Genomic DNA, 25310 nt, shown 5'->3' with positions numbered 1-25310 from the left:
TTTTGTATCATGTCAAGCAGTATTTGGACATGGTTCTTTTGATTTACGACAATATGAGATGTCCTTAGACAGACCTATATACAACTAGGACTACTAAGGCGTTACGATGATGCAGGAAAGCTGCCCTGATCAAACACTTGGCTCAGGATTGTTTCAATATATATTTGATGGCGTTCAGGGGGAAATAGCATATGAGCTACGGAAATCGCATTGCTGAATTAAGGGAACAGCGGGGACTTACTCAAGAAGAACTTGCGAGCTCCATTCATATTACAAGAGCTGCTCTCTCCCACTACGAGAAAAACCGACGCAAACCGGATTTCGAAGTGTTAACGAGACTTGCTGACATCTTTGGCGTATCTATTGATTATCTCATTGGACGGACGAAACAAAATGATGTCGTAATGGATGAGGACGTAAGGGAGTTCGTGGACGCCCTTGAATTATCAGATAAGGAAGTGCTGGAACGCTTCGGCCTGATGATTGATGGCAAACCCTTAACAGAAGAAGAGGCACGTCGTTTTATTGCTTTTGTCCGCATGGAGCGCAGTATGGATTAAACCGCAAAGAAGACCCAGTACCGAGAAAACATCACTCTCCGGTTGCTGGGCTTTTTTATGTCTTGATTTCCCTCCATCTATTCTAGGCTTGTCGATGTGTTGTCAAGCGCGCTTGTTGTTGTCGGAGGATACGAAATGGTTCCAACGCTCCGGGTCGATTCCGCATTGCAGTAAAACTTTCATGATGTCCATCTGGGTTGCTTCGACTGGTTTACCTTTCGGCTTACGATCGCCCCTGTTTGGTTGCTTCATATTCATTCCGCTAACCTCTCTTATCTTTATACTTTCCCTGCACTCCAAAACTAGCCTAATTATACTTGAGAAAGTTCTTCAATGTTGTCGTCTCATGGCGATAGCGTTTTTTGTGCGGGTTCTAATTTTGTCGAAAACCAAATAGGAGCTCTACAGCGCCGCATTGGCCGCCATAAAGCTCCTATTATTCTTAATACAACCCGTTCATGCAATCGGACAGGAATATATTAACCTCCTGTACGTGCAAGTTCACGCATGTTTGCTTCAAAAGCAGCCAGCAAAGCAGCCTCTCCGGTCAGGCCCGTTGCCTGAATCCGTTCGATTTGCTCGGTCATTCGTTTGAAGTCCTTCGGAATAACACGAACAAATTGATCTACAGATTGCTGCCAGTTATCCAGAATGCGATGACCAACGGCACTACCTGTATTCGCAACATGACGTTGAATCATGCCTCGCAGATCTGCACTCTCAGAAACATCTTCGATACGCTCCAAAAGTACCATTTCCAGATTACAACGTTTCAGGAATGTGCCTTTTGGATCATACACATAAGCAATACCTCCGGACATCCCGGCTGCAAAGTTACGACCTGTATCACCCAGAACGACGACACGTCCACCCGTCATGTACTCACAACCATGGTCGCCTACACCTTCAACAACCACTTTGGCACCCGAGTTCCGTACAGCAAATCGCTCCCCGGCGATACCACGAATATAAGCTTCACCACTGGTTGCCCCGTATAGAGCGGTGTTACCAATGATGATGTTATCTTCGGCATCAAATGTGGCTTTTGGAGAAGGCATGACGATCAGTTTACCTCCGGACAACCCTTTACCTACATAGTCATTGGAATCCCCTTCAACAGTCAATGTCATACCTTTAGGTACAAAGGCCCCAAAGCTTTGTCCAGCGGAGCCGACAAATTTGAATTGAACCGTATCTTCCGGTAATCCTGCAATTCCATATTTGCGCGTGATTTCACTACCCAAAATGGTTCCTACTGCACGGTTAACGTTGGTAATTGGAAGCACCGCTTCAACCGGTTGACCAGATTCAAGCGCAGGTTGCGCCAATGGCAACAACTGCTGCATATCCAGCGTCTCCTCCAATTGGTGGTTTTGATGCTGTGTACGGTAACGTGCAGAGCCTTCCGGCATTTCAGGCACATGCAGTAATACGGACAGATCTACACCTTTCTTCTTCCAGTGGTCTACAGCCTCTACTGTTTCAAGGCAATCTGTACGGCCCACCATTTCCTGAATCGTACGGAAGCCAAGATCAGCCATGATTTCACGAACGTCTTCAGCGACAAAACGCATGAAGTTAACGACATGAGCAGGATCTCCCGTGTAATTTTTACGCAATTCAGGGTTTTGTGTTGCTACACCTACCGGACATGTATCCATCTGACAGACACGCATCATGATACAGCCGAGTGCAACGAGTGGTGCTGTAGAGAATCCATACTCCTCAGCTCCCAGCAAAGCAGCAATGGCCAAGTCACGACCATTCAGCATTTTGCCGTCAGTTTCCAGCACTACACGGTCACGCAGATTGTTCAGCATCAACGTTTGATGCGTTTCTGCAAGTCCCAGCTCCCAAGGCATACCCGCGTGGCGAATCGAACCTTGTGGAGAAGCCCCTGTTCCACCGTCATAACCGCTTACTAGGATAATGTCGGCACGACCTTTAGCTACACCAGCCGCAATCGTTCCAACGCCGACTTCGGATACCAATTTAACGTTGATCTCTGCACGTGGATTGGCATTTTTCAAGTCGTAGATCAACTCAGCCAGATCCTCAATCGAGTAGATATCATGATGCGGTGGCGGAGAGATCAGACCTACACCCGGTGTTGATCCACGAACTTCAGCAACCCAAGGGTATACCTTACGTCCAGGCAGCTGTCCACCTTCACCCGGTTTTGCTCCCTGTGCCATCTTGATCTGAATCTCGTCAGCATTGACCAGATAGTTGGATGTTACACCAAAACGTCCGGATGCCACCTGTTTGATCGCACTGCGACGAGAATCACCGTTACTATCTTTAATGAAGCGAGCCGGATCTTCCCCGCCTTCACCTGTATTGGATTTACCACCAACACGGTTCATCGCAATAGCGAGATCTTCGTGTGCCTCTTTACTGATTGAACCGAAGGACATTGCCCCGGTTTTGAAACGACGCATAATGTCTTCGACGGACTCTACTTCTTCCAAAGGAATCGCAGGACCGACCGGTTTCAGTCTCAGCATGGAGCGAATGGTCAGCAACTGATCATTTTCTCCTTGCACGAGTTTGGAATACTTTTTATACAGTTTGTAATCGCCCGTACGTACTGCATGCTGCAGCGTATGGATCGTTTGCGGATTGAACAAATGCTCTTCTCCGTCGTTACGCCATTGGTATTCCCCGCCGGAATCCAGCACTTTGTCATTACCATCCTTGTCCGTAAAGGCACGGTTGTGATGAGTCAATGCTTCGGCAGCCACTTCTTCCAGGCCAATCCCGCCAATTCGGGAAGGCGTCCACGTAAAGTAACGGTCAACGAAGTCCGATTTCAGACCCACGGCTTCAAAGATTTGAGCTCCACGATAGGATTGAATCGTCGAGATTCCCATTTTGGACAATATTTTAATAACGCCTTTGGTAGCGGCTTTAATATAGTTCTTCACAGCTTTATCATGTGAGATGCCACGCAGCAGCCCTTGCTGAATCATGTCATCCAGCGTTTCAAACGCCAGATAAGGGTTCACCGCACTTACGCCGTAACCAAGCAACAAGGCATAGTGATGAATATCACGTGGCTCTGCCGATTCCAGCAAAATGCTGACTTTGGTTCTGGTTCCTTTACGAATCAGATGGTGATGCAAACCTGCTACAGCCAGCAATGCTGGAATAGCCGCATTCTCGGCGTCCACACCACGGTCAGACAGGATCAAAATGTTGTGACCTTTGTCAATGACACGGTCTGAAGCTTCGAAGAGCAGTTCCATCGCTTTGCGAAGTCCTTCTGCGCCCTCTTTTGCTGTAAAGAAGATCGGAATCGTCATGGAACGGAAGCCCGGACGACGAACGTGGCGAATCTTCGCAAAATCCTCATTAGAAAGTACCGGTGTATCCAAACGAATCTGACGACAACTCTCCGGTTCAGGATTCAGCAGGTTACGCTCAGGTCCGATCGTTGTTGCCGTAGACGTTACAATCTCTTCACGAATCGCATCGATCGGTGGATTGGTAACTTGTGCAAACATCTGCTTAAAATAGTTGTACAGACGCTGTGGACGATCCGACAGAACCGCAAGCGGCGCATCATAACCCATGGAGCCTGTAGCTTCCATACCTGTTGAAGCCATGGGCTCCAACACTTTGCGTAATTCTTCAAATGTATATCCATACGCCAGCTGAAGCTGGGTTACGTTATCATGTTTTGGATCAGGCAGTTCCGGTGCATCCGGCAGCTCATTCAGATCCATCAGATGCTCATCGAGCCAATCCTGATACGGATTCTCGGCCGCAATGAGAGCTTTCACTTCCTCATCCGCGATAATCCGTCCTTGTTGTGTATCGACAAGCAGCATACGTCCAGGACGCAGACGATCTTTGTAGAGAATTTCTTCAGGAGCGATATCAAGTACCCCAACCTCAGAGGACAAAATAATACGATCGTCTTTCGTTACATAGTAACGTGCAGGACGCAGACCATTACGGTCAAGAGTTGCACCAATCTGCAAACCGTCGGTAAAGGCCATTGCTGCCGGTCCATCCCAAGGCTCCATCATCGTGCTGTGGTATTCATAGAATGCTTTTTTGGCAGGGTCCATTCCCTCATCTGTACTCCAAGGCTCAGGAACCATCATCATGGCCACGTGTGGCAATGAACGGCCGCTCAAATACAGGAACTCCAGCGTGTTATCAAACATTGCTGTATCCGAACCATCCGGATTGATAACCGGTTTTACTTTCGAGATGTCGTTACCGAACAATTCGCTCTCAAACAGCGACTGCCGGGCATGCATCCAGTTCACGTTACCACGCATCGTATTGATCTCACCGTTGTGGATCATGAAGCGATACGGGTGGGCACGTTCCCAGCTTGGGAATGTATTCGTACTGAAACGGGAGTGAACAAGCGCAATCGCTGATTCCACGAGATCTTCCTGAAGATCCAGATAGAACTGTCCCACCTGTTCCGTTGTCAGCATGCCTTTGTAGACAATTTTGCGACAGGACAAGCTTGGCAGGTAGAATGAACCACCTTCTGCTTCATCCGCTGAATAACGAATAGCCAGCTCCGCACGTCTACGAATGACGTACAATTTCCGTTCAAATCCCAATTCATCCTTAATATCTGTCGATCTTCCAATGAACACCTGACGCACATAAGGCTTCGCTGCAAGCGCAGAACGTCCCAGCATCTCATCAAACGTAGGCACATCCCGGAAACCCAGGAACGTCTGGCCTTCTTCTTCGATGATCTTCTTAAGGCTCTCTTCATGCGCGCTCCGAATGACAGGGTCCTGTGAAAGGAACAGCATCCCTACGCCGTAGAAGCCCTGTTCAGGTAATGCAAAACCAAGACGGTCCGCTTCCTGTGCAAAATAGCGATGTGGAATCTGGATCAAGATACCGGCTCCGTCACCGGAATTCGGCTCACTGCCCTGTCCTCCGCGGTGTTCCATGTTACTGAGCATGGTCAGTGCCTGACTAACGATGTCGTGTGAAGGTACTCCTTTGATGTTGGCAACAAAACCCATTCCGCATGCGTCTTTTTCGAACTGTGGGTCGTACAGACCCTGTTTAGGAGGTAATCCGATGTGTCTCATGGAACGCAACCTTTCTATAGTGAAGTATTTCGGAAAGATCAAGAACATAGGCAACAAGCAACAATGAAACGGAAGGAGCGGGCATTTCAATATGAATAAACACCTGCTAGATGAACGAGGCGACAGCAATAAGGGCTGTCAATCTTATAATTGCTGCTATTGCGGCAGAGGCCATCCATGAGATGAGCTGGTCCGGATCACCCGGTAAACAGCTTGGTATAACAACACGCAACCGCTGGCACGGCCGCTGATATGGAGCGACGTTTTTTGATATAGTTCTATTATTTTAACACCGACCTAACATCAGCGCAATTTAAACTTTTTAATACCTCTGATAAGAAATGTTTTGCAGTACAGCTTTAGTGTGATGATGCTAAAATTCATCTCTTTTTCGAATAATTATACACATTTTATGTCAGAGTACAACTAATTTTAATTGCTGACAAAAGAAAATCATTCCATATGTAGCCTGCATTTAACCATAGTTGGGCCAATTTCTCATACCATGCTCCAGCGAATATCTTCATCCTTATGCATTTGTATACAAAAAGAGTCTGCAACCCGTTTTCGGGTCACAGACTCTTTGCACTATTTGACTACTATATTGCATAATTTTGATACTTGAGTTCAAAGTTTATTTTCACTATTCTGTCCTATTCCGGTTCAATTCGGCTTATGCCGTCACCACTTGACCGGATTCAGCCACTTCAGCTTCTTTTTTGCGACGTTTGCCGCTCCAAAGGAAGAAAGCCAAGGTCAGCAGCACAGATATACCTGCATAGATTGACAGAATACCGACCTGATGCCACATCACATCGAAATTGCCACTGGATACAACTGCTTTGAAGCCCATGATGCTGTGCGTCATTGGCAGCCAAGGGCTAAATGACTGGAGCCATGACGGAATCAGCTCTACCGGGAAGGTTCCCGCACTTGCTGCAAGCTGGAAGACCAATAACAGGATGACAACATAACGACCTGGCAAGTCAAGCCAAGTTACGAGGGCCTGAACAATAAACATAAAGGTTAGTCCCGTAAAGATCGTGAACAGATAGAACAGCGATACGCTGTGCGTTTCCAGTCCAAGACCGTACAGCATGAAGCTTGCCACGATTACGGATTGGATAATGCTCACAAAACCGAATACGAGTGTACGGCTGACAAAACGGTTCCAACCCGTTGCGCCCGGTACGGAAGTTTCCCGCATTTTCAAAACAATCGTTGAAATCAGTGATCCAACAAACAAACCGATGGACAGGAAGAACGGCGTCAACCCTGTACCGTAATTGCTCACGTTCTCTGTTGTATTCTCGGATGTATTCACAGGTTCGGCGAACATATTCACCACATCGTCCGTTTTCTTGACTTCTGACGTTTTCTGAGCTGCATCGTTCAGCTTGGTAGCCAGTTCGCTTGAGCCGTCTTTCAGCTCAGTTAAACCATCTGCCAGCTTGCCTGCCCCATCACCGAGTTGTTTGGAGCCATCCGTTAGTGAACTCACGCCACCGCTCAGTTTACCTACACCCGTTTGCAGGGCTGTGGTTCCCGAGCCCAGCTGCTTGGCTCCATCTGCCAGCAATGTGCCACCACTTGCAGCCTCGCCCAGCTTGCCGCTAAATTGTTTCAGACCATCGGAGAGTTTCGCTCCGCCTTGGCTAAGCTGTCCAGCGCCCGCCAGCAATTGCTGCTGACCATCCACCAACTGGTTCGCACCCGTCAGAAGCTGCTCTTGGCCTCCGTGCAGCTCGGACGCACCTGCTGCCAGTTGCTGATTGCCCTGGTGTAATTGATCTGCACCCTGCGCAAGCTTCTGTTCGCTCTCATGCAGTTGCTTACTGCCTTCAGCGACTGCTGCACTGGCTGCCAGCAGCTTCTGTACGTCTTCACTGGCTGCCAGTTCAGGGTTGGATGCAGCTAGCTGCTTCAACCCGTCAGCAACGCCCTGAGCACCGTCAGCAACCTTACTGCTGCCATCTACTGCCGATTGCAGGCCAGTGGCCAAGGTGCCACTGCCCTGGACTGCACTTTGCAGACCATCAGACAGCTTCGCACTGCCTTGCTCTGACGATTGCAGACCCGCTTGCAGCTTGCCTGCTCCGTCCACGGAAGATTTTAGTCCAGTTTCCAGCTTGGCACTGCCGTCCTTCAACTGGTCTGCACCGCTCTGAAGCTGGCTTGTCGCCGCAGCTTGAAGCTGCTGCAAACCGGATACCAGATTCGATGTACCACTTTCAAGTTTGGTTGCCCCCGTGTGCAGTGCATTGACACCATCACTTAATGGAGACAAGCCATCCTGAAGTTCCAATGTACCGGATGCCAGTTTCGCCAGATTATCCTTGAGCTTCACAGCTCCATCATCCAGCTGGCCTGCGCCCGTATTCAAGTCTCCTGCGCCATCGCCAGCTTCAGCCAATCCGTCCGATACTTCGGAAAACTTATCGAGCAAGGTCTCCGCGTAGGATTCCGTTACTTTGGCCGAAACTTTAGCTTTCAGATCCTTGATGGCCGTTTTGCCAATCTGCGCACCCACAAAGCTGTAATTTCCATTTGGTTCGTAGATCAGATCAGCCGGTTCTGGCTTATCATCAAGCAACGTGGTTGCCTGGGATGAAAAGTTTTCCGGGATCGTAATTTGCATATAATACTTGTCGTTTTCCATGCCTTCTTTGGCTTGGTTGGCACTGACAAAGTCCCATTTAAAATCTGCATTTTTCTTCAGTTCATCCACGAGGTCACTACCGACATGCAATGATTTGCCTTCCAGCTCTGCCCCTTTATCAAGGTTAACAACCGCAACCGGCATTTCATCGACATGACCATATGGGTCCCAGTAGGCAGCCAAATAGATACCACTATATAGAATCGGTATAAACAAAATTGCAATAACGGGGATCAACACCTTCGGGTTTCTCACGGCCGATCCCACATCCTTGAAAAACACGGATAAAGATTTCATGTCATTTTCTCCCCTTGTTCTCTCTGCTTTCCAAGCAGAATAACCATAATGAAATTAATTTTGATGCGTTCCGGAAAATTTACCGAAACACGAAGTGACCACTTTCCTCAAACGGTCACTTTAGAGCAAAAAAACAAACCTGTCTCTCGACAAGCCTCACTGCCTGTAATCGTATGACTAACCCATATTATAGTAAGAATAAATTCGGGTTACGTTGCTGCAGCAATTCCTTCCATTAAGAAAAGGCGAAAGTAATTCTTGATTTCCTCTTTGCTCAGCGGTTCGTGTTGCTTGCTCCAATCTGAGGTGAGGGCAATGTACAAACGAATCATCATAAAAGCTACTACCTGTGGATCACACTCACGAATCTCTCCGTTGTCTCTTGCCTTCTCAAGCTCCCGAGCCAGAAAATCGGAGATGACTTTCTCCACTTTCTCCAAACCTTCCTTGGCCTGAAGAGTTCCAAAATCCTTAAGCTCCTGGGACAATTTAACCAGCAAATCGTGATCACGACGAAACTCCAGCAATGAATCTAGTACACGAAACAGATTATCAAAAAAAGCACTTTCCTGATGAACTTCACGATGAGCAATGTTTTTCATTTCCTGGATTACTTCCACCAAAATCTGATCAAACAATTGTTCCTTATTCGTAAAGAACGTGTAGATCGTTCCCTTGCCAACATTCGCAATCTTCGCTACCTGATCCATCGTGGTTGCCTTGTATCCAAACATGGCAAAAGACTGCGCAGCTGCATGAATGACCTGCTGTCTCCTGTCAATCGGAGCCATCATATCCCTCCTCGTTTTCGTTGATCGTCCTCTTTAAATGACCAAAAATACAATTCGGTCATTCGGTCAAAATCAAGATTACCACTCTCATCATCAGATTGCAACCCTAACATTAAAAAATTGTGTTAATTTTTTTTAACCGAAATGCAGTGGAAACTGCTTCTATCGTCGTCTATAGTGTATGATGACTCCAATAACACGGATAAAGACGAAGTTTTGATGTATCAGAACATTAACTATAGTGTAAATATGTAACGAATGAACATGATTTTCCGCTTCGCTGTATATTCATGTAGTAATGCAACGTGCGGTATAACTGTGAATGTTAAATTTAAATTGATGAATAAAGGTGAACTCATGCGAAAACCAAGAGTGCTCTTGTTATCCGAAGGTTTCGGCACCGGTCACACCCAGGCCGCCCATGCGCTCGCAAGCGGCATTAAGAAAGTCAGTCCACATGTGCATAGTCGGGTCATTGAGCTCGGCAAATTTTTAAATCCAACCATGGCTCCGCTTATTCTGTCCGCATACCGCAAGACACTAACCGTTCAGCCCAAGCTGGTCAGTCTGCTGTATCGGACACAATATAACAAATCATTAAACGGATTTACCAAACTGGCCTTGCACCGGATTTTCTATACACAGACGGCTCAAGTCGTATCCCAATTGAAACCCGATGCCGTAATCTGTACCCATCCATTTCCGAATGCGGTCATCTCACGACTGAAACGTCAGGGACTTAATATTCCACTATATACGCTGGTCACAGACTACGACGTACATGCAACGTGGATTAATCCCGAGGTCAACAAATATTTGGTATCCACACCTCAGGTAAAGGCTCTGCTTGAGATCAGGGGTGTTGAACCCTCTCGCATCCAAATCACCGGTATTCCTGTTCATCCTGACTTCTGGGAAGCAGGAGACAAGGTAAGCCTCCGACAGGAAATGGGGCTTCAGAACATGCCCACTGCTCTGCTAATGGGTGGCGGATGGGGTCTTTCCTTTGATGAAGAGCACATGAAGGCCCTCACATCATGGGCGGATCGTGTACAGCTGCTGTTCTGTCTGGGAAGCAATGAGAAAATGATTGCCAAGCTGAAGGAAATGTCCTGCTTCCAACATCCGAATATACGCATTCTTGGGTATACCCGTGAGGTCAGCAAACTGATGGACGTATCCGATGTTCTCATTACGAAACCAGGTGGCATGACTTGTACAGAAGCATTGGCTAAAGGCCTGCCGATGTTATTCGTACCTCCATTGCCGGGACAGGAAGAAGAGAACTGTGAATATTTTGTACAAGCCGGATACGGCCAAGTCATTCACTCTGCTGACGTTATCGCCGATCGCTTCAGGCATTTGTGTGAGCAGATCTATGCACCACGTGAAGCTGAAAGCCAGCTGAAATCAGTCCACAAACCAGGGAGCAGAAACACCTACGATCCAACGTGTTGTGCCCAGGCTGTCCATGATTTATTGTTCCCGGCTACAGCGGAAGTCACATCCGCACCTAAGGAACGCCTCACAGCCGGATTTGGGGCAACTTCGCTGTCAGGTACCCGAATCCCATTCTAGCAGCTCTATGACCCCTTATAGTCGTTCTACGAGGATGTTTTATCTCTTAAGGACATGCATAAAGAAGGTTCCCCTCCAATGATCCGGAAGGGAACCTTCTTTTATTTCATTCATATATACGTATGATTTGCTGCAAAAAAGGGTAATTTAAATAACAAACTCTAATCACCAATGAAATTAAAAACGACGAAATAAAACTGCATTACAGGGCTTTTCAAGGTCTATGTAGCAAATACATAGTTAACTACCCTGCCTGTTTGCAGAATTTACAGGTCAATTACTTGTAAAAAGTATGATGCCCGATCGTTTTTACTTTTTTCTGGGAGCGAGCCACTGTCAGATCATCCGCAAGCGTCAATGACAAGAAATAATACGTATCATCGGCGACTTCCTTTTTCCCATTCAACGCTGCATTAACTGCCTTGATACTGTCCTCATTAGGAGTAACACGTTTCAAGCGCCCGTTCGCTACAGGACTGAATTGAGATTTCTGGTAGATTACTTTGTAAATGGTATCGGGAAAATTGGCTGACCGCAGCCGGTTTAAGACAACATTGGCAACTGCCACTTTGCCTTCGTACGGTTCACCTTCCGCCTCTGCCATGACGATTTTTTGCAGCAGAAGCAGCTCTTTATCGGACACACTGTATGACCAGGTTGCAAGTTTCGAGTCTTCCTGGTTCAGGAGTTTGGTCCGTGTAAAGTAAAGTTTTTGGGGGGGAGTCGTAATTGCAGCTAACGCTTTGGCATGCTCAATCTTGGCCAATTTCAGAGCAGCTTCTTTCTTCGCTTTGGCCGCAGCTGCAGCTCGGGCCGCATGTTTAGCCTTGGCTTCTTTCTGTTCCTGCTCTTCTTGGGCAGCCGTCAGCCAGTTCTTGGCCGGGAGCGAATTGGTCCAGTTATCAGTCTGAATAGACGCATCAGTAGATAGACTTGTCCCGTCTTCCATCATTCGCCTGTCTCCGCTAAAAGAATTTTCGCTATTTTCTGCAGATGCCGCAAGTTCGGTCATCTGTTTGCTATCACTTGCCTCATTCCACTTACCAGTCGCTTGAACGACGTTAGCCCCCACTATACATACAAGCAGCACAGATAACATCGGTGCCACCCAACGATTCTTGCTTATAATATCCATTCGAAGATTCCTCCTGTCGAAACAATTCCCTAATCTAAGTAACCACAAAAAAAGAATTTGAATAACGATGGCTAATATTACATAGGGAATAACGTAATGTCAATGTGATTTTATGTCATATCAATGAGTTTCAGGAAAAAGAAAACGTATCCACAACCCCATACATCGGCGCCTGACCTGGCTGTGTCACATAAAGCACAAAATCTTGCACCATCCAAGAATTAACACTTAAAAATTGCCCTGGAAGCACTTTAAATATCCCTTTATCTTCATTTCCTGGGTCCTGACCCAGAAATTTACGCGCAATCGTAATATGAGGAGAATAAGGTCTTAATTCGGCCTCGAATCCAAGGGAGGAAGTTGCGTCGACGATCCGTTTTTGCAGAAGATGAAGTTGATCCGTTTCTCCTTCAACACCTTTCCACAGCACCTTTGGCGCCTCTTCCAAACCGAACGTTCCCCAACCGGATAATTGCAGTTCAAAAGGCTGGAACCCGGCCGTTACCGAACGCAGCGCTTTCCGAAGTTGTCCAATGTCACTAACAAGGATATCTCCCAGAAATTGCAATGTAATATGATAATCCCGGTAGTCCGTCCATTTGCGAAAATCTAGCTTTCCTTGCACCTGTTCCGCAGACATCCGAAGTGAATTCTGAATATGTGCAGGCACCCGGAGTGCAATAAATAATCGTTCCCGTCGGGATGGAAGATCCGTATGTGAATGTAAATAGTTATTCATGGTATACACCTCATCTAAAGTTCGTTTTATTATTTCACAGTCGTCTCTATGGTTTCAAGCTGGTTAAGTATAGAGTGACACAATTTTTGGGATTTGCACAAGAGGCTGTATTCCTGCCTTTTACGCACATCACCTTCTTTTCTGCTACACTAATACCACAACTTATTTCAATTCAGGAGGCCACTAACTATGGGTAAAATTGTATGTTTTCCATCCCTGTCGACAAAGCAGCAACAACGTATTCTGGATGCAGCACCAGGTTATACACTTACGGTTGGCAAAGCCAAAGAGATTGACACATCGGAGTTAAAAGAAGCCGAAATTATCTTAGGCTGGTCTCCTCTGGTAACTGAACATGCACTTGAAGAAAATAGCCCATTGAAATGGGTTCAGGTCTGGTCCGCAGGTGTGGACAACCTTCCTTTCTCAGATTTGGAACAAAAAAGTATATTGGTAACCAGTGCTAATGGCGTACACGCCATTCCCATTACCGAAATTATTCTGGGCATGATGTTGTCCCACAGCCGCTGGCTCAGACAAGCAATGCTGCACCAGCAGCAGGCGGAGTGGAAATCCCCAGGCAAATCACTTCCTGAACTGCATGGCAAAACAGCGGTTATCGTCGGCGTGGGGGAGATTGGATCAGAAACTGCGCGCATTCTCAAAGCACTGGGCATGAACGTCATTGGGGTTCGGCGCTCCGGAAAAGACGTTCCAAATGTAGACCAAATGTACAATATGTCCAGCTTACACGAAGCACTAGGGCAAGGCGATTACGTTATTAATATTTTGCCACTCACAGATGAAACCCATCATATCTATAATCAGACTGCATTTGAGCATTTCAAATCCGGTTCCTGTTTCGTCAACGTGGGACGTGGCCCAAGCGTGAATACGGAAGCTCTGCTGGGTGCACTGGACAGTGGACAGGTTGCCTTTGCTGCACTTGACGTATTCGAGGAGGAGCCGCTCCCTGCCGACCATCCACTATGGGGTAAGGATAACGTCTTGATTACGCCACACATTGCAGGCAGTACAGAGCAATACACCGAGCGGGCACTTGATATTTTTGTTCAAAATTTGGAAGCATATATCGCCGGAAAAACCCTCCCGCTCAATCTGGTGAATTATAGTCATAAATACTAAAAATGCTAGATGTTCCTATGTGAAATTGTACAAATTCATGTAAGGTAGTTTCCCTACGAAAATCAAAAACCTCCGTACCGGAAAATGGATTTTTTCCGGTACGGAGGTTTTTTTCAGTTATTTTCAGCGCAGTCGTTCTAAGTGCATAGCCAAATGTGACGTATAAACGTACCTTTGCTCACCGTTCGATACTGGTCGATGTTCCATCCGGCATCCAGAATGTGCCCCTCCACCCATTCGGTGGAAACGATCACTGCCCGTCCTGCAAGTCTCTTCAAACTGGTCAACATGGCAAGTTGTTCCTCATCCGGAAGAACAGAACAGAGATTATATGGCATGTCCAGAATAACTGCATCGTAGAAACCTTCCAGATCATTCATATCCCCGAGGGTAATTCTGGCTGAATCATACCCATAATGAGGAAGATTAATGCGAGCACCCTGTACTGCCAAAGGGTTCAAATCATTTCCTTTGGCCTCAATTCCCATCGACAATGCCTCAATTACAACGGTTCCCATTCCGCAGCATGGATCGAGCAACTGATGCCCCTCCACTTGCGGAATAGCAATATTGACTAACGCTCTGGCTAACGTAACACCAAGGCCTGTGGAGTAATTTTGCGGCTTCTGATGATGGGTTTTCCACGAGCGATCGGCTTCTGTCCATTGACCGAAGAGCCATTTTCCATTCAATAGCATTAGTCCAAAAGTCACGTCAGGCTGTTTCATCATAGCTTTGCCTTGAATGCACATGCCCAGCTCTTTTTCCAGCAGACGGGAATGCGCATAATCCGGCATGTCATCGCCCTCTTTCAAGCAGACAACCTTGAACGTTTCACCAGATGACAGGTCGATTTGTGAAGCGACAGGTTTCAGACCTGCCACTGTATCCGCTTCGGCCATCACATCCAGTCTGCCCCGGACAAACGGACTTCTACCTGGTGGAATGCAAATATTGGACCAAACATAGGCGTGATCTCCTGAACCAATATCTGTCCCAGGAACGAGCATCGTTTCCAATTCCAATTCACATAGGGCACGTTCATTCTCATGGCAAGCGAAGGTATATACGTAACTTCCGACAACTGAATCTTTGCTGTTTGTAGAGCTCAATATGGTAGCCGTCCTTCATGTTTCTTCTATTATAAGAAGAGGTTTTATATTTTTAATTTTTCAATGGAAGAAAGCAGATCCTCGGACAGATCTTTTAGGGATTGAATATTGCCGCTAATCGTTTCCATTGAACTCACCTGTTCTTCGGCTGACGCTGACACTTCCTCAACACTTGCCGCGGATTCCTCTGACACTGCCGAGATTTGTTGACTGAAATCATTCATGCGTCCGCTCGCTTCCTGCATGCCTTCCAGACCATCCGTCATTGTACCAATGACTTGAACCATACCCTCTACCGACTCATTAATGGTACGGAACAGATTGCCGGAATTACGTACTTGCTGCTGCCCTCGTTCTGTTTCCAGTACACCTGTTCGCAATTCCTCAACAACACCCTGAGAATCCTTCTGGATATCCTCGGTGATGACGGTAATCTCTTCTACAGAAGTCCGAACGGCTTCGGACAACTTCCGCACTTCTGCTGCAACAACTGCAAATCCGCGTCCACTCTCTCCTGCACGGGCAGCTTCAATGGAAGCATTCAATGCGAGCAGGTTGGTCTGGCGCGCAATGTCATGAATAACTTGAACCAACTGCGATATATCTTCGTTTTTGCGGTCCAGCTGTTCCATCTTGTTCATGGAAGAGGAAACTGCGCCAGCAATCTGTAGCATTTGGTTCACGGATTGCTCCATGGACTCGCGACCTGTCTGTCCTTGTTTCAGAATCAGTTCTGACATCAGACGAAGCTGATTCCCCTGTTCCGAATGTTGCTGAATATTTGCGTTCAGCCCCTCGACGGTACGGGCGGATTCAACAGCCGTTTCCGCCTGACTCTCCGCCGCTTTTGCCGACTCTTCCATCGTTATGGCAATTTGGCGACTGCCGATCTTAACCTCTTCAGAGGAAATGGCCAGTTCGCTGCTTTGACGATTGACGGCTTCAGCGATTCGTCTGACATTCAATACCATCGAGGTCAGATTACCTTTCATGTCATTCACGGCTTTGGCAAGTACACCAACTTCGTCTTCATGTTTGGTATGTATGTCCTGGACATTCAATTGACCTTCCGCAATCAGTTTCACGGCACTGATCACCCGAAGCAGTGGTTTAACGACTTGTGAACGGATAATAGGGATCGCAATTGCTGTAATGATAATCATCACGAGAACACCAATGACGATAATGATTCGTCCATCTTGGACGGATCTGATCGTCTGAGCCGCAGAGAGATCGGACTGCTCCTGATTGTAATCCACCAGATAGTCCAGATGGACTTGCATGGCATCGAAGGAGGCGGCCCCTTTTTCGGATACTTCCTTAGCCAGCTGTTCCTGACCTTCGTCACTCAGCTTAATTGATTGCGTGTTAATTTTGAGGTAAGCTTCCCACTTTGTCTTTAACGCTTCCCAATGTTCTTTTTCTTCAGCCGTCTTTTGCTGTTGATCATATATTTTAATAGCCTGAGCCGTTTCGCGAATGTATTTGGTGCGCTCTTCAGCAAGGTCCGCTTTAGCCCCTGCCTGTGCATCAAAGTGACGATAGCTCAATGACAGAATATGTTCTGTTGTATAATTCAATCGGTTAATCTGCTGGATGGAGGGCATCCAGTTATTGGTGATCATATTCGTGTTTTTTTCCATCGAGTTCATTTGTGTAACAATCGTGACACTAAGAAGAATTAAACAGAGGATTAATAGATAGAACGCGATGCTGATACGCAGACCGATACTCTTGATCCTGAATCTGCTGAACATGTGATTTCCCCCTTGTGCCCATCTTCGGCCACTTCCGTATTTTAGGTGCTTTTGTCGTTGTTTTACCCTTCTTTTGGCATCTTGCAAAATACTCTTTTCTATATTATATCTATAGGAAAAGAGACGTAAAGTATTATAACATTCTTTTGTTTTAGACATGCTGTATTTTGTAAAATCTTGTGATTATTTCACACTATCTGTAGAACGGAATCGAATGATGTAAAATGATGACCAAAATGAAGCAAAAAAGAGCTGCAGCATACGGCAATTATCCGATCTGCAGCTCTTACAATTCCACTCCATTCAGATGGCAGGTATGGAACCATCCATTCTTTGTATCATAGCGGGCTAACAGCCGCCCCCTTATGCGTTCACCAGCAACTTGTAAGATGCCAACCTTCGCTCGTAATCTGGTCCAGTTGTCACCACAAGCAGTTGATCCGTATTCAACCTTTGGCACACCTGCTGCAACTGATCCCAAACCTGTGCCGATGTACCGGCATAATGCCGTTGAACTTCATTCTCATTGGCATCGGTCCCTTCGTTGGTGCTGGTACTTGTGTTGATGTTGTCAGATTGCGTTGGAATCTCTTTCCCAACAGCTCTGCGTTTCTCCGCCATTTCGCGGCTACAGGACAACGCTTCTTCCTGCGTCTCCACACACAGCACACTTACAGCAACCATAACCTCCGGCTCTTTCCTATTGGCGCTGGGGATAAAGCCCTCCCGATAACGCCGCACAGCCTCCGTACCATCCGCATCACTCATGAATTGTCCGAATACATACCCCATACCGAAGCGAGCGGCAAACTCAGCACTCTTCACGTTTGTACCCAACATCCATAAGGATAATGGAAGCTCCGGAATCGGACGGGCCGTCACCGGATGTTCCTCATAAGTGTAACGATCTTCCAGCAGTTCGGTCAGTGCAGCGAGCGACTCAGGCAACTTGGACACATGTTGCAAGTAATTGCCACTCAAGGCCATCGTTGCATGGGGACCTCCCCCAGGAGCACGTCCCAAGCCTAACTCAATGCGCCCCGGGTATAGCGCCGCCAATAGTCGAAACGACTCCGCTACCTTAAGCGGGCTATAGTGAGGTAACAGTACGGCACCGGAGCCAAGCTGGATCGTGTTCGTTCGCGCGCCAATATGGGCAAGCAGCACTTCCGGTGATGCTGATGCAAGTTCGTCCATGTCATGGTGCTCCGACGTCCAGTACCTTGAATAGCCCCACGCTTCAGCATGCTTCGCAAGTCTAACGGATTGTTGCAGCGCCTGTTCTGCTGTGGCGCCGTTCAACCTTGGAACAAGGTCAAGTACGCCCAGATTGTATTTTCCACTGATGTTCGCACCCAAGCGTCTCATCTCCCTTCGTCTCGCTTATCTCTAATCCAGATCGTAGATGGAACCGACCTTGAGACCATAAAGTTCATTGTAGATTTTCTCGGCAAAAGCATCCGTCATCCCGGCAATATAATCAATCACCATATGCTCCCAAGTCCAGATCGGATTCGCCTTCGCCTGATCCTTCTCATAACGTTGCAGCCAATCGGATGGAATAATGGATTTGGACGTTTCCGGGTCAAGGAAAGCATCCCACAGACGCTTGATCATCCATTCACTGCGCTTTTGCAACCTCTGCACACGCAGGTCACGAATCATGGTCACCCAGGCAAAGCTCTTAAGCACACTCACCGTGCGCAGCATATCGAGATCCTCGGCTCCTTCACGGACAAATGTAACCTTTTTCCAGTCTCCGTTATCAATAACCCCCAGGCTAGCGACAAAAAGGCTGACCCAGTAAGCCTTGACCTCACGGCGGGTACGTGAGTAATCATGCTCGCAGAAAGGCATCTTTTCATTCCAGATGCGCAGGAACGAAGCGAGGACTTCTTCGACTTTTTTCCCAATCGCTTCCCTTGTCCATCCGTTCCAGAACAGATCCTCCAGTGTGGTAATCTTATCCACAATCAATCGATTGATATGTGGATCTTGCAGGAAATGCTCGTGTACTTCGATTTTACCTGCCTTAATGCCATCTTCCAGATCATGTGCGGAATACGCAATATCGTCGCAGAGGTCCATCAGCTGCGCTTCAAGTGTCTTTTTGCCAGCAGGAATGTCCCAACGATTACGAATTTCGCGGATATACTGCCATTCATGATGATACATGCCTTTCTTGCTCTCCGTGCCAGGATACGGGTACTTATTGATGCCCAGCAGCACCGCATCCGACAGGTTTAACCCATCAATATCTTCCCGTTTTTCCAAATACATAATGAGACGGAAGTTATGCGCATTACCTTCAAAGTGCTCATACTTCCGCTTGAGCTCTGCACGAATTTCCGATTCCTGTTGAGGTGATTTGGCCCCGCGATTTTTCTTCATGATTTTCTTGACCTCTGTGTTGATGAGATCATCGAGGATGCCATCCAGCACTTCTTCCCCTTTATGCCCAAAAGGCGGGTGACCGAAGTCATGCGCAATCGCGGCACACTCCACCACTTCCGAATCAATAATCAGTCCGGGGCTGTCCGCTTGGTTCAACTCCACCTCCGGGTAGCGACGCAGCAAGCTTCTTGCTGCTTCTCGCGCAATCTGCGCCACCTCCAGGGAGTGGGTCAATCGTGTGCGATAATAATCGCCCGTTCCTGCGCCAAACACCTGCGATTTGCCTTGCAGCCGACGAAAAGTCGGTGAATGTATCAGTCTGGAATAGTCGCGCTCATAGGCTGCACGAGCCCCGTCCAGTTTCGTTAGTTCAGGGTATTGTCTATGTTCTCTCAGATCGTTCCATTGCATGTTGATCACTCCTAGCCGACTGTCTCTATTTTGAGTGATTATACACATATTCTGCAGTTTCGAAAAGCAAAACCTGTCTGCGATTGTCATCTCTTCTCACATCAACTTGTGATGCACAGTCGTCTTCTCTTATTATACCCTGCCAGACTATCATCCGTGCACCTAAATGATAATGATATAAAATGAAATCACAATTTACATCACATCAACCCGCAGACAGAAAAACCAAATAAGTACTCGCTGTGCGTAGTAGCCGTTCCGGTTACGGATCGTTTCTCCGATCGCTGTTGTCCCCAGGTTTTCTGAATTCCCTTTTTAAAGGGGAAAACCCGGAGACAAAGGCGAACGCTGCGCTTCTTCAAAATCGATTCCGTCCCCTTCACTACTTTCGGCTGTTTCTTATTAACAAATCCCAATGACATGTAAGATTCTTATAACGAGACTTTATTATCAATGATTACAATGCATATATCATCCGAATTTTCATTCATCACTTCAATAATAGTCTGTCTTCCCCATCCCCTCCCCGGTATGGGTAAGGAGGTAAAAACAAAAAAACCGACAGGACGGAAATGCCCTGTCGGGTGGAAATGATAGTACAGCGATGTTAGACCATAACTTTGCAGATATCGTTGGTGAACTCTACCGGGTCTTGAATTGGCAGTCCTTCGATCAGCAATGCTTGATGATACAGCAAGCTTGTGTAAAGGCTTAGTTTTTCTTTATCCTGTGCGAATGCGTCTTTGAGGGATTTGAAGACATCGTGATTTACGTTGATCTCCAGCACTTTATCTGCCTGTACATTTTCGCTGTTCGGCATGGCTTTCAGGATTTTCTCCATCTCAATCGTCAGCTCACCTTCAGTGGACAAACATACCGGGTGGCTTCTCAGGCGTTTGGAAGCTTTAACAGCTTTTACTTTGCCGCCGAGCTGTGCTTGCATTGCTTCGAATAACTCTTTGTTGTCGTTGTCCTGTGCGTCCGTCTCTTCTTTATCTGCACTGTCCTCGATGCCCAGGTCACCGCTGGAGATGGATTTGAATTCTTTCTCTTTATAATTCGTGATCATCTTGATTGCAAACTCATCAATGTCGTCGGTGAAGTACAATACTTCATAACCTTTGTCGAGTACACCCTCGATCTGTGGCAGCTTCTCAATCCGTTCAATGGATTCACCGGATGCGTAGTAGATGTACTTCTGATCTTCCGGCATTCTGGAAACGTACTCGTCCAGACTAACCAATTTCTTCTCTTTGGAAGAAGAGAACAAAAGCAGATCCTGCAGGGTATCCTTATTCACGCCATAGTCGCTATATACGCCATACTTCAGCTGACGGCCAAACGCTTGATAGAATTTCTCGTAATTCTCACGCTCGTCCTTGAGCAAGCTTTGCAGTTGGCTCTTGATCTTGTTCTTGATGTTCTTCGCAATCAGACTGAGTTGACGATCGTGTTGGAGCATTTCACGGGAAATGTTCAGAGACAGATCCTCGGAATCAACCATACCTTTTACAAATCCGAAGTAATCTGGCAGCAAATCACCGCATTTATCCATGATCAATACACCATTAGAGTACAGTTCAAGCCCTTTTTCATACTCTTTTGTATAATAATCAAACGGTGTATTCTCCGGGATAAACAGGATTGCATTATATACCACTGCGCCATCCGCGCTGATGTGCAGATGTTTTAGCGGTTTGTCAAAACCGTAGCGTTTTTCCATATAGAAGTTGTTGTAGTCTTCTTCGGTCAGTTCGCTTTTATTTTTACGCCAGATCGGCACCATGCTGTTCACGGTTTGCTCTTCTTTGTACTCTTCGAACTCGTTCTCTGTACCCTCTTTTGCACGCTGACCTGTCACATCCATCTTGATCGGGTAGCGAATGAAGTCAGAGTATTTCTTGATGATGGATCTGAGGCGATACTCTTCCAAAAATTCGTCATACGAATCTTCTTCAGTATTTTGTTTGATCGTCAAGACGATTTCCGTACCCACGGAATCTTTCTCGGCTGGAGAGATCGTGTATCCGTCCGCACCTTCGGATTCCCATTTCCATGCTTCGTCGCTGCCCAGCGTTTTACTCGTTACCGTCAGCTTGTCCGCCACCATAAATGCGGAGTAGAAACCAACCCCGAATTGTCCGATGATGTTGTGGCCGTCTTTGGCTTCATTCTCTTTCTTGAACGCCAGCGAGCCACTCTTCGCGATAACTCCCAGATTGTTCTCCAACTCTTCTTGGGTCATCCCGATTCCTGTGTCGGTCAGCGTAAGTGTACGGTTCTCTTTATCAATGGTGAGCTTGATGTAGTAGTCCTCTTTGTTGAAGACGAGTGTATCGTCAGTCAGTGCTTTGTAATATATTTTGTCAATGGCGTCACTGGAGTTGGAGATCAGTTCTCTCAAAAAGATTTCTCTTTGGGTGTAAATGGAGTTGATCATCATATCTAGCAAGCGTTTGGATTCAGCCTGAAATTCTTTTTTAGCCATGAATGGGTGTCTCCTTTCAAATTGGGGATAGAATGAATTGGTTGAATATAGAAAGTAAACCTTTGAATACTCCCATGCAGAATATTACGTTACTAGAAAAGCCTTCAATCGCTTTGATCACTAGATTATTTTGATTCACTCAATCGTTCATTTAAAATAAGTGCATGATTTTCTGCGGTCTAGCCGTTCCGGTTACGAATCGTTTTTCGGATCGCTGTTATCCCCGAATTTCTTTGATTCCCTTTTTGAAAAGGGAGAAATTCAGTGATAAAGGCGAACGCTTCGCTTCCTCCAAATCGATTTCGTCCCCTCCACTACTTTTGCATCTGATCAGGAACTGATTTTAAACATTGAGATTTTTATCAATTAAAAATCTAGTGATCAATCTTTCGCGTGCCAGGCCTTTTCTAGCTCATTCCATTCTCATAACCTATTTAAAGTTAACTTAATCCATATTCAAAACACAATCATTCCATATGTAGTCGTGTATTAAAAACATCATTTGTTAGCACTCTGATGATCGGAGTGCTAAACCCTTCCTTTTATATAACATATGGGAAAATTGGGTGTCAATACGATGGCGGTTATTTTAGCAAAATCATAGAGTAACACTTTAAGTTTTGCGCATCTCTACCCATTTTAGCTCAATACATCATGCAACACAAAAGCCGCCTCGAACCACAGTTCGAACCGGCTTGGAGATAGATCGTAATGTAGGAATAGTAGCTATTATCACATCATTCCCATTTAATGTATTTCGAACGGGCATCCACCTTGCTGTGTAGTAACTGGCCAGCTGGTTGACTGTCTTGGGCGGGTGACAGTGACAATCCACGCACTAAGAAAACTTACAGACGTTAATTGGTCTTTTTAGGATGATTTCGCAATCTAAAGAATCGTAGACACGCTATTTTTACCCTTAGCCGACCTTTCGAGACTTTCCACTGGTTTTCCGCGAAATAGCGTGAATTCGTTAGATTGGCAAATTGGCAAGAAATCGCAGAATAAGGCTTCCTAGGTTCGATAGATTTGGAACAGAAGTTGGTGTTACAGCTACAAGTTACACTTACGGTTAGCGTTGTCGTTCAAGCAGCGTTACAGCAAAAGTTAGAGTTACAGAGATAGAGATACGGTTACGGTTGGAGATGCAATCTTCTACTTTTTGGCCATCTTTGGATCAAGGGTGTCGCGCAAGCCGTCCCCGAGCAAGTTGAAACCAAGCACTGTGAACATGATGGAAAGTCCGGGGAAAATCAGCGTCCACGGTGCTTTTTGCAGAAACTGGCGCGAATCCGACAGCATTTTGCCCCATTCCGGGTCTGGGGGTTGCGCCCCCATGCCGAGGAACCCAAGCGCAGCTGCTTCAATAATCGCTGTTCCAATCCCCAGGGTACCTTGTACGATGAGCGGGGTGAGACTATTGGGCAAGATGTGCCGGAACAAAATTCGCATATTGCCAGCCCCCAGCGTACGCGCTGACGTAATGAATTCCTCCTGTCTCAAGCTAAGTACCCTTGAACGCACCAGTCGTCCGTAGGTCGGGATGTTCACGATTGCAATCGCGAGTAGTGCATTTTGCAAAGACGGGCCGAGAATCGCCACAATGGCGATTGCCAATAGGATAGCTGGGAAAGCGAGCAAGATATCGAACAAACGCGAGATGAGCATGTCTGCCCATTTTCCATAATATCCAGCAATCAGACCGAGCAATGCGCCCGCAATAATAGAGCCAACAACAGAAAAGAAACCAACCCACAATGAAATGCGCGCTCCATGCAGCACTCTGGAAAAAACGTCACGCCCGAGATCATCGGTACCGAACCAATGCTCTGCCGAAGGGGCTTGCAAACGATCTGTGAGTACCTGCTCTTTGTAATCATACGGGGCAATGTACGGGGCAGCAAAGGCCAACAGGATGAAAAAAACGATAATAATCAAGCCTGCTAGCGCAAGCCGATTTCTCCGAAACGTTCTCCAGGCTTCCCGCCATGGACCCGAGGCAGGTGCCGACGCGGCGTCAACAGATGCTCCGGTATTGGTCGATAATTTGGCCATGCGGCGTCTCCCTTCTGTTCATACTCATTTATAACTAATCCGAGGATCGAATACAGCGTACAGCAAGTCCACAATCAGGTTGATTACTACGAAAAAAAAGGCCACAATTAGAATGCCGCTCTGGATCACCGGATAGTCCCGCGAACTAATTGCTTCATATATATAGCGACCTACACCGGGCCACGCAAAGATCGTTTCGGTCAGTACGGCTCCACCCAGCAAAGATCCGGTCTGTATGCCGATGACGGTGAGCACGGGAATAAACGCATTTTTCAATGCATGTCCATATATGACGAAAAACGGGCCAAGTCCCTTCGCCTTCGCGGTTCGGATATAATCCGAACTCATTACTTCAAGCATGCTGGAACGCGTCATCCGGGCAATAACGGCCATTGGAATCGTGCCGAGAGCGATACTTGGCAGCAGCAAATGTTTCGTTACCGTCCACAGCTGATCCCAGCGTCCGGCAATCATCGTATCCAGCACATACAAGCCCGTAATGGCTTCAATGGGATCGCGCGCATTCATCCTGCCGATGGATGGCAGCCAGTGCAGTTTGTTAGCAAACAGCCACTGCTCCATCAACCCAAGCCAGAAGATCGGCATCGATACACCCACCAATGCAATGACCATACAGCAGTAATCGAACCACGAGTTATGTTTCCACGCACTGACAATTCCTGCATTCACGCCGATAATGATCGCAAACAGCATACTCGCCATCGTTAATTCAAGGGTCGCTGTCAGATAGGGCACAATTTCCTGGGCAATGGGAACCTTGGTGCGGATGGATGTGCCCAGATCTCCCTTAAACAAATTGCCCAGATAAGCAAAATATTGTTGAAACCAGGGTTTGTCCAGTCCGAGCTGGTCACGCAGAGCTTGCTTGGATTGTTCGGTTGCCTTTTGCCCGAGTATGGTCTCGGCCGGATCACCCGGAATGGCGTGGATAATGGAAAAGACGATCAGGGTCATGCCCAGCAGCACGGGCAGTAACACGAGTACACGTTTGACGATGTAACTGTTCACTCCTCATTCACCTGCCTTTAACGTATAAAAAGCGCTGGCAGACATGCATGCTTTAGATCGTTACATCCTGATGTGGGTTCT

General features: G+C 46.9%; 16 protein-coding genes. 3 read left to right on the top strand and 13 right to left on the bottom strand.

Annotation, left to right across the window (positions count from 1 at the left end; genetic code table 11):
• Positions 1-191: 191 nt before the first annotated feature.
• Positions 192-560 carry a helix-turn-helix domain-containing protein gene (locus tag BLV50_RS12780; RefSeq protein WP_063564514.1) on the top strand — a complete coding sequence of 123 codons (369 nt, stop codon included), beginning with the start codon at positions 192-194 and terminating at the stop codon, positions 558-560.
• A 102-nt stretch (positions 561-662) separates the two neighbouring features.
• Here the strand turns inward: BLV50_RS12780 and BLV50_RS32760 are convergent, their stop codons facing one another.
• From BLV50_RS32760 to BLV50_RS12765, 4 genes are all read right to left on the bottom strand, one after another.
• Positions 663-818, bottom strand: coding sequence for a hypothetical protein (locus BLV50_RS32760; RefSeq protein ID WP_157258495.1), 156 nt, complete (start codon positions 816-818; stop codon positions 663-665).
• Positions 819-1039: 221 nt separating this feature from the next.
• Complete coding sequence (gene gltB, locus BLV50_RS12775; RefSeq protein ID WP_090808048.1) at positions 1040-5638, bottom strand: glutamate synthase large subunit; 4599 nt, start codon at positions 5636-5638, stop codon at positions 1040-1042.
• A gap of 673 nt (positions 5639-6311) precedes the next feature.
• Entirely contained in the window at positions 6312-8594 is a 2283-nt protein-coding gene (locus BLV50_RS12770) for a YhgE/Pip family protein (protein ID WP_090808046.1), read from the bottom strand.
• Positions 8595-8803: 209 nt separating this feature from the next.
• Positions 8804-9385, bottom strand: coding sequence for a TetR/AcrR family transcriptional regulator (locus BLV50_RS12765; RefSeq protein ID WP_063564517.1), 582 nt, complete (start codon positions 9383-9385; stop codon positions 8804-8806).
• Positions 9386-9742: 357 nt separating this feature from the next.
• On the opposite strand from BLV50_RS12765, the gene BLV50_RS12760 reads away from it, so the two are divergent.
• Positions 9743-10963 (top strand): MGDG synthase family glycosyltransferase, encoded by a 1221-nt coding sequence (locus BLV50_RS12760; RefSeq protein WP_063564518.1) that lies wholly within the window; start codon positions 9743-9745, stop codon positions 10961-10963.
• A gap of 277 nt (positions 10964-11240) precedes the next feature.
• On the opposite strand, the gene BLV50_RS12755 is transcribed toward BLV50_RS12760, so the two are convergent.
• Together BLV50_RS12755 and thpR are read right to left on the bottom strand one after the other, a co-directional pair.
• Positions 11241-12098: a cell wall hydrolase gene (locus BLV50_RS12755; RefSeq protein WP_063564519.1), complete on the bottom strand. Its 858-nt coding sequence runs from the start codon at positions 12096-12098 to the stop codon at positions 11241-11243.
• A gap of 130 nt (positions 12099-12228) precedes the next feature.
• The gene (gene thpR, locus BLV50_RS12750; RefSeq protein WP_090808044.1) at positions 12229-12837 is read right to left on the bottom strand and encodes an RNA 2',3'-cyclic phosphodiesterase; all 609 of its coding nucleotides are present in this window, start codon (positions 12835-12837) and stop codon (positions 12229-12231) included.
• Between the two features lie 189 nt (positions 12838-13026).
• Between thpR and BLV50_RS12745 the strand changes: the two genes are divergently transcribed.
• Positions 13027-13983, top strand: coding sequence for a D-2-hydroxyacid dehydrogenase (locus BLV50_RS12745; RefSeq protein ID WP_090808042.1), 957 nt, complete (start codon positions 13027-13029; stop codon positions 13981-13983).
• Positions 13984-14120: 137 nt separating this feature from the next.
• Here BLV50_RS12745 and BLV50_RS12740 read toward each other — a convergent pair whose 3' ends face one another.
• The 7 genes from BLV50_RS12740 to BLV50_RS12710 form a co-directional block, all read right to left on the bottom strand.
• Complete coding sequence (locus BLV50_RS12740; RefSeq protein WP_256337946.1) at positions 14121-15095, bottom strand: TRM11 family SAM-dependent methyltransferase; 975 nt, start codon at positions 15093-15095, stop codon at positions 14121-14123.
• Between the two features lie 44 nt (positions 15096-15139).
• Positions 15140-16852, bottom strand: coding sequence for a methyl-accepting chemotaxis protein (locus tag BLV50_RS12735; RefSeq protein WP_176854578.1), 1713 nt, complete (start codon positions 16850-16852; stop codon positions 15140-15142).
• A gap of 363 nt (positions 16853-17215) precedes the next feature.
• Entirely contained in the window at positions 17216-18211 is a 996-nt protein-coding gene (locus BLV50_RS12730) for an LLM class flavin-dependent oxidoreductase (protein WP_256337945.1), read from the bottom strand.
• A 30-nt stretch (positions 18212-18241) separates the two neighbouring features.
• Positions 18242-19657, bottom strand: coding sequence for a deoxyguanosinetriphosphate triphosphohydrolase family protein (locus BLV50_RS12725; RefSeq protein ID WP_090808036.1), 1416 nt, complete (start codon positions 19655-19657; stop codon positions 18242-18244).
• Positions 19658-20264: 607 nt separating this feature from the next.
• Entirely contained in the window at positions 20265-22145 is a 1881-nt protein-coding gene (htpG, locus tag BLV50_RS12720; protein ID WP_063564526.1) for a molecular chaperone HtpG, read from the bottom strand.
• A gap of 1155 nt (positions 22146-23300) precedes the next feature.
• Positions 23301-24200 (bottom strand): nickel transporter permease, encoded by a 900-nt coding sequence (gene nikC / locus BLV50_RS12715; protein WP_090808034.1) that lies wholly within the window; start codon positions 24198-24200, stop codon positions 23301-23303.
• A gap of 24 nt (positions 24201-24224) precedes the next feature.
• Positions 24225-25229 (bottom strand): ABC transporter permease, encoded by a 1005-nt coding sequence (locus tag BLV50_RS12710; RefSeq protein ID WP_090808032.1) that lies wholly within the window; start codon positions 25227-25229, stop codon positions 24225-24227.
• Positions 25230-25310 lie beyond the last annotated feature (81 nt).

Origin of the sequence: Paenibacillus sp. 276b, from assembly GCF_900107875.1 — a bacterium.
GTDB lineage: Bacteria > Bacillota > Bacilli > Paenibacillales > Paenibacillaceae > Paenibacillus > Paenibacillus marchantiae.
The sequence above is the reverse complement of the archived record's forward strand: the minus strand, read 5'-3'. Positions and strand labels throughout refer to the sequence as shown.

What these genes read in the sequence shown, in the direction of transcription:
- BLV50_RS12780 (WP_063564514.1), top strand. Translation starts at nt 192, where the DNA reads ATGAGCTACGGAAATCGCATTGCTGAATTAAGGGAACAGCGGGGACTT.
- BLV50_RS32760 (WP_157258495.1), bottom strand. Translation starts at nt 818, where the DNA reads ATGAATATGAAGCAACCAAACAGGGGCGATCGTAAGCCGAAAGGTAAA.
- gltB (WP_090808048.1), bottom strand. Translation starts at nt 5,638, where the DNA reads ATGAGACACATCGGATTACCTCCTAAACAGGGTCTGTACGACCCACAG.
- BLV50_RS12770 (WP_090808046.1), bottom strand. Translation starts at nt 8,594, where the DNA reads ATGAAATCTTTATCCGTGTTTTTCAAGGATGTGGGATCGGCCGTGAGA.
- BLV50_RS12765 (WP_063564517.1), bottom strand. Translation starts at nt 9,385, where the DNA reads ATGGCTCCGATTGACAGGAGACAGCAGGTCATTCATGCAGCTGCGCAG.
- BLV50_RS12760 (WP_063564518.1), top strand. Translation starts at nt 9,743, where the DNA reads ATGCGAAAACCAAGAGTGCTCTTGTTATCCGAAGGTTTCGGCACCGGT.
- BLV50_RS12755 (WP_063564519.1), bottom strand. Translation starts at nt 12,098, where the DNA reads ATGGATATTATAAGCAAGAATCGTTGGGTGGCACCGATGTTATCTGTG.
- thpR (WP_090808044.1), bottom strand. Translation starts at nt 12,837, where the DNA reads ATGAATAACTATTTACATTCACATACGGATCTTCCATCCCGACGGGAA.
- BLV50_RS12745 (WP_090808042.1), top strand. Translation starts at nt 13,027, where the DNA reads ATGGGTAAAATTGTATGTTTTCCATCCCTGTCGACAAAGCAGCAACAA.
- BLV50_RS12735 (WP_176854578.1), bottom strand. Translation starts at nt 16,852, where the DNA reads ATGTTCAGCAGATTCAGGATCAAGAGTATCGGTCTGCGTATCAGCATC.
- BLV50_RS12725 (WP_090808036.1), bottom strand. Translation starts at nt 19,657, where the DNA reads ATGCAATGGAACGATCTGAGAGAACATAGACAATACCCTGAACTAACG.
- htpG (WP_063564526.1), bottom strand. Translation starts at nt 22,145, where the DNA reads ATGGCTAAAAAAGAATTTCAGGCTGAATCCAAACGCTTGCTAGATATG.
- nikC (WP_090808034.1), bottom strand. Translation starts at nt 24,200, where the DNA reads ATGGCCAAATTATCGACCAATACCGGAGCATCTGTTGACGCCGCGTCG.